Raw genomic sequence first — 13,743 nt, forward strand, 5'->3', positions numbered from 1 at the left:
GACCCTGCTGTCCTTGAGGAGCAGCTGCAAGAAGGTTTGGAGGACACTTTTCCGGCCAGCGATCCTGTCTCGGTGACATCAACCCTAATCAGCGGCAGCGGAAAGCCTCGGGAGAAAAGCGAGCAAGGGAAGGAGCACGAACAGGCGGCGAGGTTGAGCCGTCCAGCGCGGCGGCGGCGAAGCTCGCCCGGATGAGCCGGCGTTGGGACAAACCAGTACCATTAGCCCGCGGCATAATCCCGAACCTCGTCTGCGCGGTTCTACGTAGCCGGCCATCGGATATTGTTCTGAAGGTTCTGCAAAAAGCTCTGGAGAAAGAACAGGCTCCGCTCTGAAGGCAGGGCGGTCATGGCACGGTGCTGAAGTTGCGATTCACCGATCCCGTGGAAGGGGTGGTGCCATGACCAAGCAAGAGCATAGGTTGGGTGGTTCGGAGTTGAAAGCGCTGCTGCTGTCGGCCACGGATGGGTTTCGGCAGGTTCTGCAGACGGTGGTGCAGGAAGTTCTGGAAGCCGAGATGACGGAGGCACTCGGGGCCGAGAAGGGCGAGCGAACGGCAACGCGGCTGAGCTACCGGTCCGGTTACTACGAGCGCAAGCTTGTGACGCGGGTCGGCGTGCTGGAGCTGCGGGTGCCGCAGGATCGGTCAGGTCGGTTCTCGACGGAGCTGTTCGAGCGCTATCAACGCTCGGAGAAGGCGTTGGTGTCGGCGCTGGTGGAGATGTACGTGCAAGGGGTGTCGACCCGCAAGGTGAAGGCGATCACCGAGGAGCTGTGCGGGCATTCGTTCTCGGCCTCGACGGTGAGCGCGGCGACGGCGCGGCTGGACGGGGCGCTGGCGGCCTTCTTCACGCGACGGCTTGCGGAGCCCTACCCATACCTGATCCTGGATGCGCGCTATGAGCGGGTGCGCGACGACGGTGTGATCGCCAGCCAGGCGGTGCTGGTGGCGATCGGGGTCGATTGGGAGGGCCGGCGGCAGATGCTGGGTGTCGAGCTGGCCAACCGCGAGAGCCGCTCGAGCTGGCGCGAGTTCGTCGTCGGCTTGCGCGACCGCGGGCTCGCCGGCGTCGAGTTCGTTGTCTCCGACGATCACCCGGGGCTGATAGCGGCCATCCGCGAAGTGCTGCCCGAGGCGGTCTGGCAGCGCTGTTACGTGCACTTCCTCAGAAACGCCCTCGACTATGTGCCGCGCAAGGTCGACGACGACTGCCTGATGGAGCTCAGATGGTTCTACGACCGCCGTGACCTTACCGAGGTCAAGCGCGACCTGGCGCAATGGATCGGCAAGTGGCAGGCCAAATACCCCAAGCTGGTGGACTGGGTGGACGGCAACATCGAGGAGACGCTGAGCTTCTATCGGCTGCCGCTGCCCCACCACAAGCACATGACGTCGTCCAACATGCTGGAGCGGCTGAACCAGGAGATCGAGCGGCGCACCCTGGTGGTTCGCATCTTCCCCAACGCGGCGAGCTGCCTGCGGCTGGTGCGGGCGCTGGCGGTGGAGATCCACGAGACCTGGCTGGAGGCGACCCGCTACCTCAACATGGACTCTCTACGTGAGCACAAGGTGAGCACAAGAAGGAGAGCCTTCCTTCGAGCATTGGCCGCCTGATGCGGCCCGGCTTCCGTCGCGCCGCGACACGGGGCTGGGCGGCGGATGCGCCTACGTCACCGTCAGTCCGTTTTGCTGAACTTGACGCACACAACTCCGTCGACTGGAGAAACGGCATAATCGGACCGAGCTCAACGCCCACGATTCAAGCTAGCTGTCGTTCGCCTCCGGCCCTATGACGTCGTTACAACGAGGACCGTACAGGCTCCCCTGCCCTCGCGGCGATAGCGGTGCGGAACGCTTGAGTCGAAATAGATTGCGTCCCCGACCTTCAGCGTGGTTTCCTTGCCGTTTACATCGACCGCTAGCCGGCCGCTCAGGATGTAAATGAACTCCGCGCAGCCGTGCTGATGCTCCTCCGAAGGGCGTGAGCCAGCCGGGAATTCGGCATAGAACGCCTCCATTCGGCGATCTGTGGCAGGGTAGTCCAGGCTTTCGAACAGATAGGCGGGCGGGTCCTGCCCAGGTGGAGTCGGAAGCCTGACACGCTCTTCCTTGCGCGTCACCGCAATCACAGGCTGTTCGCTGTCGGCGGTGAAGAAGTGGTCGAGCCCCACGCCGAAGACCATCGCGATCCTGAGCAGGGTCGGGAGCGTGGGAAACATGTGCCCGCGCTCGAACTTCGACAGCATGGCCGGGGACAGGCCGGTGTGGCCTGCCAGCTGAACGAGCCCCAATTTCTTCCTCAAGCGAAGCGCCTTGATGCGAGGGCCGATCGCATAACGCTGAAGCTCGTTCTTAAGCGCGTCAGACAGCACGTCGAGAACTCCTTTTCATTCTAAGAGAAAGCTCTACTGGATTTTTCGTGTGAAGAAAATTCCTTTAAGTGTCACGAAAATTTGACTGGAGAGAAAGCTACTTCTCTCCAGATGACATTCCGTGTCCCGGCAACCCTTTCATTGGGACGAGTGACGTTGCCCGTCGGTACGGGGAAGAACCGGCGAAGCCGCATAATGGATAAATTCCCCAACGCTGGAGTAGACAATGAAATCCATCAACACTCTGACCCTTATTCTCGTCATCGTAGGCGGGCTGAACTGGGGGTTGGTCGGCCTGTTCAGTTTCGATCTCGTGGCCGCGATCTTTGGAGCTGGCTCGGCGCCAGCCAGACTAGTTTATATTCTGGTGGGGTTCTCGGCAGCCTGGCAGATCATCCCGCTACTGTCCTCGCTGGGCTCTAGCGAATTCGCGGCAGACCGCAACGGATAGCTGTTCGAGGGAACTGCTGCACGCGCAGGCGCCTCCGTTTCGAAACATGGACAAATCCTCCTTGCTGACGCTGATGGTTTTCGGAACTGCGAGCTTTGGCGCAGCGGCAACTGGTGTGATCTTTCGGCCTGGCGACTGGTACAAGCGGCTCGACAAGCCGCCATGGCAGCCGCCGGACTGGCTGTTCGCGCCCGTCTGGACGGCGCTCTACCTGATGATCGCCCTTTCCGGCTGGCTCGTATGGCGCGACTCGGGTCTCGCGGGCGCAGCGGTGCCCCTCGGCATCTATGCGCTGCAGCTTCTGCTCAATGCCGCCTGGACCCCGATCTTCTTCGGGCTTCAGCGGCCGGGGTTGGCGCTGGTTGAGATAGTGTTGCTTTGGGCGTCGATCCTTGCGACCATTGCCCTCTTTCATCCGCAGAGCGCGACCGCGGCCTGGCTACTGGTCCCCTACTTGGCCTGGGTAAGCTTTGCGTCAGCGCTCAACTTCTCGATCTGGTGGCGCAACCGCCTGTCGGTGGCCGCCAGGGGCACCCCGTGAAGCCCCGTTGGATCGAGGTGAATGACCGGATGCAACAGGGGTACAGCTATGCCCTGGTTGTACCGGCCGGGAGCAACTTTCATGCGGACTTCCGGCCCGATCTGACGCCGGCAGAGATGCTCGCACTCGGAGTGTTCGGCGGTAAGTACATGACCGATTGCCGCGACGAATTCCCCAAAAGTTGGTTTGCCAACGCTCGCCTGTCGCCCCGGCGAAAAGATCCGTCACTCAACTATTTCGGGGTAGACGCCAGCCAGTCGCTCAGTGTCTGGCGGGCCAAGGGCTGGTTACATCCAGACGATCCGCGTGGCTGGTTCCAGTGGTACTGCCGGTACTACCAGGGCCGTAGAATACCGGAGGAGGACGATCGACAGATTGGCCGCTGGAAGGCCGTCCGCCGCCATGTCGCCCAGTTGCACCGCGCCTGCGCGGCCGGCAACCTATCGTGTCGCCCGCGCCAGCGCCAAGCCTTGCTCCACTGGGCGTATGACAGCCGCTTGATTTGACAAGAGGTGCTTCAACCCTGCAATTTTTTCGGCCAAGCAAAGCTTGGCGTCGTGTTCAAAGCGCAAATGCAGAACCGCACCCCGACGGCATCCATGCCGAAGCGGCGTCCCTCCGGCCAGTGCTGAGTTTGCGCAGCATGCAGTGCTCCACGCCAGAACCGGCGAACCTCACATGTCGGGACTGCTGACCATATCCATGATGAGAGCGCGACGGATCGTCTGTGTGGCCCTGGCACGCTGGCGACCGATACGAGCAACCGTCGACATATGATGGAGAAACCTCGCGCACCTCAATCTCGCCGAAAATCGACCTTGGCAAAGTCGAATGGCTAATCCCGTTCATTTGAGCGACGAAGCCCTGTGATCTGCTGGTAGAGTTTATCGACGTGGAGGGATTGCACGAGCTTTAGTCCGAATATTTCAAGGGCTTCCGACTGCCCCTTGAGGGTGTGTGCCCCGAGGGACTGAAACCCCCATGATCTACGCGCTCGATCTGTGACAGATGCGGTGGCAATCACCGGCACTTTTAGTACGCGAGTCAATGACTCAAGACGTGATGCTAAATTCACGGTATTTCCGAGAATCGTGAAATCCCGTTTCAACGCAGAGCCGATATTGCCTTCGTAGACCATCCCGTTGGCGAGCCCGACGCCACCATAAAGAAGATGATGTGGACTGGTGCCGGACGCGCGGCTTCGCCGACGATTCATTTCTTCGATGAGATCAGTGGCCGCTGCCACTGCCGCATCCGCTCTTCGCTGGGGAAAATAGGCAAGAACCCCATCCCCGAGCAGTTTGTTCACCTGGCCACCATTTCGATCGACCGACTGGGTGCAGGCATCAATATGACTGTTCACCAAATCAATAAGATCGACCGGCTTCAAACGTTCCGCGAAGTACGAGAAACCGACAATATCGCTAAAGAGAACGGTGGCCCGAAGCCGCCGCGGTTTAATGAGGGTCGGATTTATTCCTCGCTCGAGGAAGCGAAGGATACTCGGCTGCGTATACTGCGAGATCATGTGATTGGATTCGAGAAGCGCAATTAAAGCTTGACGGAAGGCCATAGGAAGAACTTCCGTTTCTTCGTTCAGGTTAAAAATCTGCATGTGCCAATCTGGGAACATGCGGGCGCCGACGCCATTTACTGAATTCAGGCAAAGCACGTTCTGATGCCTGTTATCCTGCAGAATCCGCTCGTTGTAGAGCTTGTCGATGACGGCGCCCTTCCCTTCAAGTTCTTGAAAAAACATATCGCCCAGACAAACTAGAATGCCGGTGACTCCATGTTCTCGATTGTATCGGGTTGCGGATAGATGAATGGCGTCAATGTCACGCTTGGTGAGGGGGCGGGCAAACCGGCTAATGTAGGATAGGCGTTTCATCAGTGGCAGTTGGCCTTGCCGACCATGCGAACAGCAATCGCTGATTTCGGTATTGTCAATGCACTCGTGAACTCGGCGGCCCCCCCTGCCGAGCCGTGATGTAATGCCTGCCATTCGTGCGGGTGAGGCGCAACTGTGCAACTAAACTTCGCCCAAAGGCTTCCGACGTCGCCTTCCGGCAGAGGCGGGACTACGTTTCGTTCAGGAGGATCCCAGCAACGTCTGAACTCGGGCCTAACTTCGTCCTGGTCAAGCACGCGAAGTCGTGGACGTATGGCAGCTGTTGCGCTCTGAGAGCGGCCGGGCCGACGTGCTCGTGTGTGTTGCGGTCGGTCTCGGCCGCTCGACCCGCAAGTACGAGACCAATGCACGTGCCATCACTGAGAGCCAAACGTCCTTGGCTGCACGCATCAAGCACTTGTCTAGGGCGCAGCCTCAGCTAAAGCTACTATAGAGCGCGCTAAAATAGCGGTCTACAATCCCGGACCAGGAAAGAGGCCCTGGCGCAGCGGGTTTGGGAGGAAGATAACTGTATTTCGAAGCTGATATTCCAATCTGTGAAACAAAGCTATTAATATGTATATTCTCCAATTCTTTAATCGAACGACCCGCCGGATCCACACGACCGTCCACTATGCCTGTGTGTCTCGTCTGGAATTCTCTTATTGCAGCTTTGGTTTTCGGCCCTGCGGTTCCGTCCACGACAATTCCAACCCCGCCTGCACAGTATCGCCAATCACACAGCAAAAATTGGACATATTTGACATCTCTGGAGTGATTGAGCCCGCCCTCACCTACTGAACCCCGCAAGCAAGACATTGTAACCCTCCTATACAACTCGCAAAAATGAAGAGCTGCTACGCGGCGCTTGGTGCAGGTATCTGACCTGGAAACCTCATCCCACGGCCGCCTTTCAAACCCACGGCCAACGCGATTGCGACAGCCAACAAAATCAAAGCAAACAAAAATGCTTTATTGTCGGCGCTCGGCTCCCTGACTTCTTGCTTTTTCTTCACAAATAGACAAACTTTGTACCAAATATTTCCCGGAGCCGCTACCCTCCAAGTCAATCTGATCTCAACCTCAACTGCACCTACCTGTCTGTTAAACACAAACTCTTTGTTTGGGGCTATCTCATAGTCTAACCCCGGCACAAATACCGCGCCGACTTCATGCAGGAAAGAACCTACTTCGACTACCTTTTGACCGCAATCTCTTTGGCCATTATGTGTATCTGGCTTTATTTCATAGAATTCATTAACCTGGAGACCAGGGCGTCGACTGGCGATATCAGGAACGGAAAACGGTTTGCTTAGTCGATCTTGATTTAGTGGCACCCCAGAAAAAGTTTGCAGCCATGTCTTAAACGCCTGCTGGCTTTGGTTGCGACCATTCGAGTCGTTTCCTGGATCTTTAAAAACACTTATTGCGCCGAGTTCTGCGGGGCTTGCCTCAAAATGGGATTCAATAAACTGTTCTATTTCCTTTTCTACCTGCTGACGCTCCTTTTCATCCGGAACCAGTTTCTCCGGAGGCGGACAATTTGTGTCTCCCATTTTGTTTCTCCACGTAAATCGCCCCGGGCCACCAAGAATAACCTACAGCTGAACATTACACAGATCGGCCTCGCAAGCAAAGCTGTGTTCGATTATTTGACGTCTGCCCACTTCCGATCCCTAGAAGACGATGGCCTGCACATCCTCTTTCGGTCAGCGGACAAAGGAAGCCGCCGCTTCTGGGACGGCGACGAGAGCTACGAAGCAACACGGCAGCCAACGGGACCAGCTGCGAATGTGGAGAACATTTGAAACGGTCACCCGCTACCGTTCATCGTGCGGAACGCTCGTATCGCTCCGGCAACTCGAACCCGCACACCGGCGGCGCCATTTATAGGGGACCAGTGAGGCGACCGGTTTCAGCAAGCTGTCCGGGATCCCAATCTAATTAGACTACTCCGCTGCATTCCTTGCTACCCCAATCTCCTTTATAAGCGCGCGCAATTCGGCTGGAGGTGCCAAACAGAAATTTCGAAAAGCGCCCAGGAACTCCAGCCAGCCATTTTCCAAAGGCAAATCAGCAGTTCAGGTGATCGGCGCTAGCCCTAAACTCGGCATTTTGTGTCGCGCCATGTTGCAAATTGCTCCCTTGATTTTCCAAGGGGTTCCCAAGGGCATCCGCCGGCGTGCGATCCCTGGCACTATGGACGCTAGTCAGACCCTCGGCAGCAAATTGGGCTCCGCCTGGTCCAGGAACCCGGGACGCGTCCAGATCGCGATATGGTTTCGCACCGCCTGGGATATGTTCGAAGTCTGGACGAGCATGAGGCCGCTTGCATCTGCAGCCGCCGCGATCTCATCGAACTGCTCCAGAAACCCGCGCCAAAGAAACCATTTCCCGGCACGCTCGACCAGATGTCGAACCAGGGCATCAAGCGGGGCGGCTTCCATTACGCGCTTCAGCTTATGATGCACGGCGAGATACAAGACTATGTCGTAGTGCCGCCGATATTCCGAACCGAATGCCTTCGACAGGGCGCGCGGACCACCGATCAGATCCACATATTCGAACCGGGAGTCTATCGGCCATTCCGCGAAAACCTCTGTGGCGGTCTTCAATCCCTCCTCATAGACATCGCAGCCATGCACCAGCGAAGCGCCTGCCATGGCGAACTGAAAGGCCACCATTCCACGATTGCAGCCGATATCGAGGATGCTGGCGCCTCTGGCCCTGTGGAGCAGATCGCCCGCACCATCGAGGCGATCGTTAAAGTAGCCGGCGGTGCGGCTTGTGAGGGTGGCTCGGCGCCTGCGCAGTGTTCTGAACATCACATTCCCCCCTTGCGAAAACAGTCGGCGATAGACGCGCCGCAGTTGGGTAGAACGGCAACTGAAAGCCAAGGTCCAGGGATCAGCCAGGGGAGCCTTCGGCCCCGGGCGGCTTCGACGCAGTTCCAGGCGCCGCAAAAGCACGCTCAGGCTTTCAGAGCGGGCGGTGCTTAAACCGGCGCAACTTGCCCTTATTTGCAATCTTTCAGCAGCTTCAACGCCTTCTCGGCATTGGCCTGGGAATCGTAAGCTTTTGTTCCGGCGTCGATCTTTTTCTTGCCGTCTGGTTTCATGGAAACCACGGAGCATTTCTTCGTTGTGGCGTCCTTCGCAACCCAATACTGGGTGGCGGCAAATGCCGGCATGCTAACAAACGTCACAACCGAAACTGCAACCAGAACCTTGCGAAACATGGTGTTCTCCCACAATTGAGCAGCGCGAAACCGAGCCGCCGGCCAGCGGTATCTTGGTTTAGCCGCAGAGGGCAATTTACAAATCCGTAAACCGCGAACAGCGGCGGCCCCCGCCCGCCGGCCGACGTTCAAGCCCACTGTTGCGAACATCCCGGATGCGGCAAAAAGGGGCGAGGAGAAGATCCCGTTTGGCGAAGCTCGCCTATTGTTGAATCAGTCGCTGGACGGCTATGTCGACCACACAGCCTCTTGCGCCCGACCCTGCGCTTTTTCGTCACTTCATCGACGAGGTGCGCGGCTTGGCCGGCAGTGTATACGGTCGCCGTATGTACGAGGTGATGCCGTACTGGGACGAAGACCGTTCCGCGTGGGACGAGGCACAACGAGACTACGCGGCGGCGCGGCGGAGCCAACCGAAGTGGGTCGTGTCGCGCTCGTTGAAGTCGGTTGGCCCGAATGCCACTCTTGTCGACGGCAATCTGGAGATAGCCATACGCCGGCCGAACGCTCAGCTCGACGTGGAGATCGTGGTTTCCGGACCAGAGTTGGCGGGAGGTCTGACCGACCTGGGCCTCGTCGACGAGTATCGATTGTACCTCCATACCATTGTGCTCGGCCGCGGCAACCCGTTCTTCGCCGGGCCCCGGCCCTCACTGCGCCTCGTGTCGAGTGATCGTATCGGCGAGAAGGTGATCAGGTCGACATGCGTTCCGGCATAGTCACGGAAATCCTGAAACCTTGGCAATTTATCCCTATATGAGCGCCGACACAGTTCTATCCGAGGAATTCGCCGATGGCCCGCAGCACCCGCATTGCCACCCTCCTTGCAGGCCTGGTCCTGGCATTCTCAGTGGTGGCCATGGATCATGCCGACGCGCGCCGAGGCGGCAGCTTCGGGAGCCGCGGCATGCGCACGTTCCAGTCGGCGCCGCCGACCAGAACCGCCCCGCAGCCCACGGCGCCGGTGGAGCGCTCGATGACGCCGAACACATATCAAAACAACCCGGCCCGCCAGACGCAGGTGCCGGCGCAAAGGGGACCGGGCTTCATGAACGGATTCGGGCGCTCGCTGCTCGGCGGCCTGATGCTCGGCGGCCTGATCGGGCTTCTGTTCGGCCACGGATTTGGCGGCCTGGCCGGCATGTTCGGGCTGATCCTGCAGGTTCTCTTGATCGGCGGCGTGGTCATGTTGCTGCTGCGGGCGTTTCGATCGATGCAGACGACCGCTCCGGCGATGGCAAGAAGTTCCGCCAATGGCTTCGCTAATCAAGGGGCACCACCTCGCTATGCAGAGGGCGCCAGGGATTTTGGACTGCGTCGGGAAGGTCCTTCGTCGCAGAGCGCGCCTGAACCACTCGATGCCGATGATATCCAGCTGACGCAGGACGACCTCGATACGTTCGAGCGCAGGCTGGCCGAAGTTCAGGAAGCCTTCGGGCAAGAAGATCATGCCGCGCTGCGCCGGCTGGCGACACCGGAAATGGTGTCCTACCTGTCGGAAGAACTCGCCGACAACGCGAAGAACGGCGTCAAGAACGACGTCTCGGACATCAGACTGCTGCAGGCGGACATTGCGGAGGCCTGGCGCGAAGGCGATCGCGACTACGCCACTGCGGCCATGCTCTACTCGTCACGCGACGTGACGCGCGAGCGGACGAGCGGCAGAGTTGTCGCGGGTGACGATCGGCCCACTGAAACCACCGAAATGTGGACCTTTACGCGACAGGACCGTGGGGAATGGAAGCTCTCTGCAATCCAGCAAGTCGCTTGAAGCGTGGAGGACGGCAAGCAAGCTCGGCGGTGACGACCAAGTCGATGCCGCCCTTCATGGGCCGCGCTTGGTGAGCCGCTTGGCGTCAGAAGCGGTATGCCCCAAGGCACGCGAGAAATTCGCTGCCTCGGCGCGGACAATCTCCTTGGCGTGCTCGAACTTCTGGCCGTGTGCCCGGATGGTCGGGACGGTAACGCCGATGACGGCATGAACCGAGCCGTCGACGCCGATGACCGGTGCGGCTGCGCCGCTGATACCCTCGGCGAATTCGTCAAAGGCTACGGCCACGCCCGCCTTGACCGCCTTGGCGATCTCGGCGTCCAGCGCGGCGCGCGTCGTAATGGTCGTTTTGGTGAATGACGCCAGCGGGAACTTGAGCCTGTTTAGCTTCTCGTCGGTGCCGACCATGAGGTAAGCCTTGCCGAACGAAGAACAATGTATGGGCGAGCGGCTGCCGAGCGGCGAGAATGCCTGCACCGGCTGGAAGGAGTCCGATTTATCGATGATCACCACTTGCTGATCATCGACAATCGAAAGAACAGCGGTTTCGTGCGTCTCCCTCCCGATCGCTTCAAGATAGGGGCGAGCCCAGGAGCGGATGTCGAGCCGCTGAAAGGCGCGCACGCCGATCTCCCAGAGCTTCGTGGTGATCATGTAGCGGCCATTGGGCTCGTCTTGCTGGACGAAGCCGTGCTGGCTCATGGTCTCGAGCATCCGGTAGGTGGTGCTTTTGTTCATGTGCAGCTCGCGGGACAAATCCGCAAGCCGCACCGGCGCATCATAGGTGGAGAGGAGCTCCAGCACTTTCAGCGCCTTTTCAACCGTTCCCGACACGTGGTGCTATCCTTCTCCCGGACCTGAGAATAATTTGTCGCGCCGAGGGCATGAGACGCAGACAAATTCACTTGTTCGTGCCGCAGTTTCAAGGCCATGCTTCCAAGTCAGGTACACCGGCACCTGAACGGTTGCTTGCGTCTTCGGTCAGGCGCGCGATTCAACCTTCTCGACTTCGCCGCCGGCATTGCGCCATGCGGTGAACCCGCCGGAAATGTGGGCGACCGGAGCCAGGCCCATTTCCTGGGCGGTGCGTGTCGCCAGGGCGGATCGCCAGCCGGATGCGCAATAGAAGACGAAGGTCTTGTCTTCCTGAAAAATCGGCTTGGCATAAGGGCTCTCGGGATCGATCCAGAATTCGAGCATGCCGCGCGTGCAATGAAAGGCACCCGGAATCTTGCCTTCCCGAGCGAGTTCGCGCGGGTCGCGCAGATCCACGAACACGACGTCCTCGCGGCCCTTGAGGGCGATGGCTTCCTCGGGCGTCACCTTGCGCACCGCGGCATTGGCTTCCTCGAGCATCGCCCTGTAGCCCTTGGTGATCTTCGACGGCATTCCGTTCTCCTTGTTGATCCGTATCGCGCCAGGCCAGCTGGTCAACGGTCTTCTTGACAGGCTTCTCGAATTTATGAAACATGAGTTCATATAATAAAACGCACCGGTGGCACAACCAGGTTCGATCATACCGGCAGCAGAGGGCGCCCAATGTCACTTTCCCTAAGCGAAGAGCAGCGCATGGTTGCCGAAGGCGTGCGCGCCTTCGTCGAAGCCGAGCTCCAGCCCCATGAGGCGCTGGTCGAGAAGCTCGACAATGTGCCCGACGAGCTTTTCCGGGAGATCCAGAAGAAGGCGATCGCGGCCGGATATTATGCGATCAACATGCCGCTGGAGCATGGCGGCGGCGGTCTCGGTCAATCGCTGCGCTGCGTCGCCGAGATCGAGTTCGGCCGCACAAGCCGCGCGCTGCACGTGATCTGCAACAGGCCGGCGCCGATCCTCAAGGCCTGCGTCGGCGACCAGATCGAGACCTATCTCAAGCCGGTCATCACGGGCGAGCGGTGGGAGTGCTTTGCACTGACGGAGCCGGGAGCGGGATCGGACGCGCGCCAGATCGCGACCCGCGCCGTCAAGAATGGCGACGACTATGTCGTCAACGGCGAAAAGATGTTCATCACGATGGCGATGCGCGCCGACTTCATCATCCTTTTCGCCGTGACCGGTGTCGACGAGACGCCGAAAGGGCCGCAGAAGCGGATCACCGCATTTCTGGTCGACAAGGATACGCCGGGCATCACCGTCTCGCCGATCGATGTGGTCGGCAACCGCGGCATGAAGTCCTGTATGATTTCGTTCCAGGATGTGCGCGTGCCTGCCCGCAACATCCTGGGCGAGGAAGGCGGCGGTTTTGCCATCGCGAAGAACTGGATCTTTTCGGGCCGCGTCATGCTTGCCGCGAACTGCATCGGCGTGGCCGAGCGGGCGATGGGCATCGCTGCGCGATACGCCAATACCCGCGTCGCCTTCGGACACAAGATCGGGCATTTCCAGGGCACTTCCTTCAAGCTCGCCGACATGGCGATGGAGATCCATGCGAGCAGGCTGATGGTGCTTGACGCCGCCGCCAAGATGGAGGCCGGCGTCATCACCCAGCGCGAGGCTTCGCAGGTCAACCTTTATGGCTCCGAGATGGCCGGCCGCGTCACCGACAATGCTCTGCAGATCCTCGGCGGTCTGGGCGTGACGAAGGAAATGCCGCTGGAGCGGTTCTGGCGCGACGTGCGCGTCGAGCGCATCTGGGAGGGTACCTCCGAGATCCATCGCGATATCATCGCCCGGGACGTGCTCCGGGAGTTCCCGGCATGAGCGGGCAGTCGAGGATCAAAGTTGAGGTCAGGGGCCCGGTCCTGGAGATCACCTTCGATCATCCGCCGGCGCACGCCTTCAATCAGCAGGCCTCCCGAGATCTCGACGCCGCGCTGACCCGGCTCAATGATGACCCGGAACTGCGCGTCGCCATCGTCACGGCAACCGGAGAGCGCATCTTCTCGGCCGGCTGGGACCTCAAATCCGTTGCCGCCGGAGAAAACGGCGAGGATTTCGGCCCGCACGGCTTCATGAGCCTCAACCGGCACGACCTGCTCAAGCCGGTTATCGTGGCGGTCAACGGTCTGGCAGTGGGCGGGGGTTTCGAGTTCGCGCTGAACGCGACGCTCGTGCTCGCCGTGCCGCATGCGGAGTTCGGCCTGCCCGAGTTGCAGCGGGGCTTTATCCCTGAGGCAGGCGGCCTGTGGCGCGCACATCGCCGTCTGCCGGTCAACGTCGCCTCGGAGCTCCTGCTGACCGGCCGACGGCTCACCGCCGAGGAAGGCAAGCAATACGGCTTCGTCAATCGCATCGTAGAGTCGGACCAGTTGATGCCGGTGGCGCGTGAGATGGCCAGCCAGATCGTTTCCGCGGCGCCGCTCGCCGTGCAGGCCCTGCTGGAAGTGACGCGCGAGGTCGAGATGCTCTCCGACCGTCAGGCTTTTGAAAAGCTCTATTCCGGCCTGCCCGCGCGTGACCGGATGCGCGCTTCCGACGATTTTCACGAAGGGCCGCGGGCATTCGCCGAGAAGCGACCCCCGCGCTGGACAGGAAAGTAGCT

At 59.8% G+C, this 13,743-nt stretch carries 15 protein-coding genes and 1 pseudogene; 8 read left to right on the forward strand and 8 right to left on the reverse strand.

The window, feature by feature from the left end:
* Positions 1 to 400 precede the first annotated feature (400 nt).
* Positions 401 to 1,615, forward strand: coding sequence for an IS256 family transposase (locus tag SAZ10_RS16530; protein WP_318610408.1), 1,215 nt, complete (start codon positions 401 to 403; stop codon positions 1,613 to 1,615).
* Positions 1,616 to 1,788: 173 nt separating this feature from the next.
* Here the strand turns inward: SAZ10_RS16530 and SAZ10_RS16535 are convergent, their stop codons facing one another.
* Positions 1,789 to 2,373, reverse strand: a complete 585-nt coding sequence (locus SAZ10_RS16535; RefSeq protein ID WP_318610409.1) for an XRE family transcriptional regulator — start codon at positions 2,371 to 2,373, stop codon at positions 1,789 to 1,791.
* Positions 2,374 to 2,599: 226 nt separating this feature from the next.
* Here SAZ10_RS16535 and SAZ10_RS16540 point away from each other — a divergent pair, with 226 nt between their 5' ends.
* Genes SAZ10_RS16540 through SAZ10_RS16550 form a run of 3 tightly spaced genes read left to right on the forward strand, consistent with a single transcriptional unit; the run spans position 2,600 to position 3,871 of the window.
* The gene (locus SAZ10_RS16540; RefSeq protein WP_318610410.1) at positions 2,600 to 2,824 is read left to right on the forward strand and encodes a DUF378 domain-containing protein; all 225 of its coding nucleotides are present in this window, start codon (positions 2,600 to 2,602) and stop codon (positions 2,822 to 2,824) included.
* 46 nt (positions 2,825 to 2,870) lie between these two features.
* Positions 2,871 to 3,365 (forward strand): TspO/MBR family protein, encoded by a 495-nt coding sequence (locus SAZ10_RS16545; protein WP_318610411.1) that lies wholly within the window; start codon positions 2,871 to 2,873, stop codon positions 3,363 to 3,365.
* A 29-nt stretch (positions 3,366 to 3,394) separates the two neighbouring features.
* Positions 3,395 to 3,871 carry a hypothetical protein gene (locus tag SAZ10_RS16550; protein WP_412535236.1) on the forward strand — a complete coding sequence of 159 codons (477 nt, stop codon included), beginning with the start codon at positions 3,395 to 3,397 and terminating at the stop codon, positions 3,869 to 3,871.
* Positions 3,872 to 4,200: 329 nt separating this feature from the next.
* Here the strand turns inward: SAZ10_RS16550 and SAZ10_RS16555 are convergent, their stop codons facing one another.
* The 5 genes from SAZ10_RS16555 to SAZ10_RS16570 form a co-directional block, all read right to left on the reverse strand.
* A complete protein-coding gene (locus SAZ10_RS16555; protein WP_318610413.1) occupies positions 4,201 to 5,256 on the reverse strand; it encodes a BLUF domain-containing protein in 1,056 nt (351 codons plus the stop codon).
* Positions 5,257 to 5,691: 435 nt separating this feature from the next.
* The gene (locus tag SAZ10_RS33625) at positions 5,692 to 6,075 is read right to left on the reverse strand and encodes a peptidoglycan-binding domain-containing protein (protein ID WP_412535231.1); all 384 of its coding nucleotides are present in this window, start codon (positions 6,073 to 6,075) and stop codon (positions 5,692 to 5,694) included.
* Between the two features lie 38 nt (positions 6,076 to 6,113).
* Complete coding sequence (locus tag SAZ10_RS16560; protein WP_318610414.1) at positions 6,114 to 6,812, reverse strand: hypothetical protein; 699 nt, start codon at positions 6,810 to 6,812, stop codon at positions 6,114 to 6,116.
* Positions 6,813 to 7,466: 654 nt separating this feature from the next.
* Entirely contained in the window at positions 7,467 to 8,081 is a 615-nt protein-coding gene (locus tag SAZ10_RS16565) for a class I SAM-dependent methyltransferase (RefSeq protein WP_318610415.1), read from the reverse strand.
* A 191-nt stretch (positions 8,082 to 8,272) separates the two neighbouring features.
* Complete coding sequence (locus SAZ10_RS16570) at positions 8,273 to 8,494, reverse strand: hypothetical protein (protein ID WP_318610416.1); 222 nt, start codon at positions 8,492 to 8,494, stop codon at positions 8,273 to 8,275.
* A gap of 181 nt (positions 8,495 to 8,675) precedes the next feature.
* On the opposite strand from SAZ10_RS16570, the pseudogene SAZ10_RS16575 reads away from it, so the two are divergent.
* Together SAZ10_RS16575 and SAZ10_RS16580 are read left to right on the forward strand one after the other, a co-directional pair.
* Positions 8,676 to 9,213: pseudogene (locus tag SAZ10_RS16575) on the forward strand (dihydrofolate reductase family protein).
* A 74-nt stretch (positions 9,214 to 9,287) separates the two neighbouring features.
* Positions 9,288 to 10,265: a Tim44 domain-containing protein gene (locus SAZ10_RS16580; RefSeq protein WP_318610417.1), complete on the forward strand. Its 978-nt coding sequence runs from the start codon at positions 9,288 to 9,290 to the stop codon at positions 10,263 to 10,265.
* A 54-nt stretch (positions 10,266 to 10,319) separates the two neighbouring features.
* On the opposite strand, the gene SAZ10_RS16585 is transcribed toward SAZ10_RS16580, so the two are convergent.
* Together SAZ10_RS16585 and SAZ10_RS16590 are read right to left on the reverse strand one after the other, a co-directional pair.
* On the reverse strand, positions 10,320 to 11,099 hold the full coding sequence (locus tag SAZ10_RS16585) for an IclR family transcriptional regulator (RefSeq protein WP_318610418.1): 780 nt from the start codon (positions 11,097 to 11,099) through the stop codon (positions 10,320 to 10,322).
* Positions 11,100 to 11,246: 147 nt separating this feature from the next.
* Positions 11,247 to 11,654: a rhodanese-like domain-containing protein gene (locus SAZ10_RS16590; protein ID WP_318610419.1), complete on the reverse strand. Its 408-nt coding sequence runs from the start codon at positions 11,652 to 11,654 to the stop codon at positions 11,247 to 11,249.
* Between the two features lie 150 nt (positions 11,655 to 11,804).
* Between SAZ10_RS16590 and SAZ10_RS16595 the strand changes: the two genes are divergently transcribed.
* Together SAZ10_RS16595 and SAZ10_RS16600 are read left to right on the forward strand one after the other, a co-directional pair.
* Positions 11,805 to 12,962: an acyl-CoA dehydrogenase family protein gene (locus tag SAZ10_RS16595; RefSeq protein ID WP_318610420.1), complete on the forward strand. Its 1,158-nt coding sequence runs from the start codon at positions 11,805 to 11,807 to the stop codon at positions 12,960 to 12,962.
* Complete coding sequence (locus tag SAZ10_RS16600) at positions 12,959 to 13,741, forward strand: enoyl-CoA hydratase-related protein (protein ID WP_318610421.1); 783 nt, start codon at positions 12,959 to 12,961, stop codon at positions 13,739 to 13,741. Before SAZ10_RS16595 ends, SAZ10_RS16600 begins: the two co-directional genes overlap by 4 nt.
* Positions 13,742 to 13,743 lie beyond the last annotated feature (2 nt).

The organism is Mesorhizobium sp. BAC0120 (assembly GCF_033542235.1).
In the GTDB taxonomy this organism is placed as follows: Bacteria; Pseudomonadota; Alphaproteobacteria; order Rhizobiales; family Rhizobiaceae; genus JAWRCU01.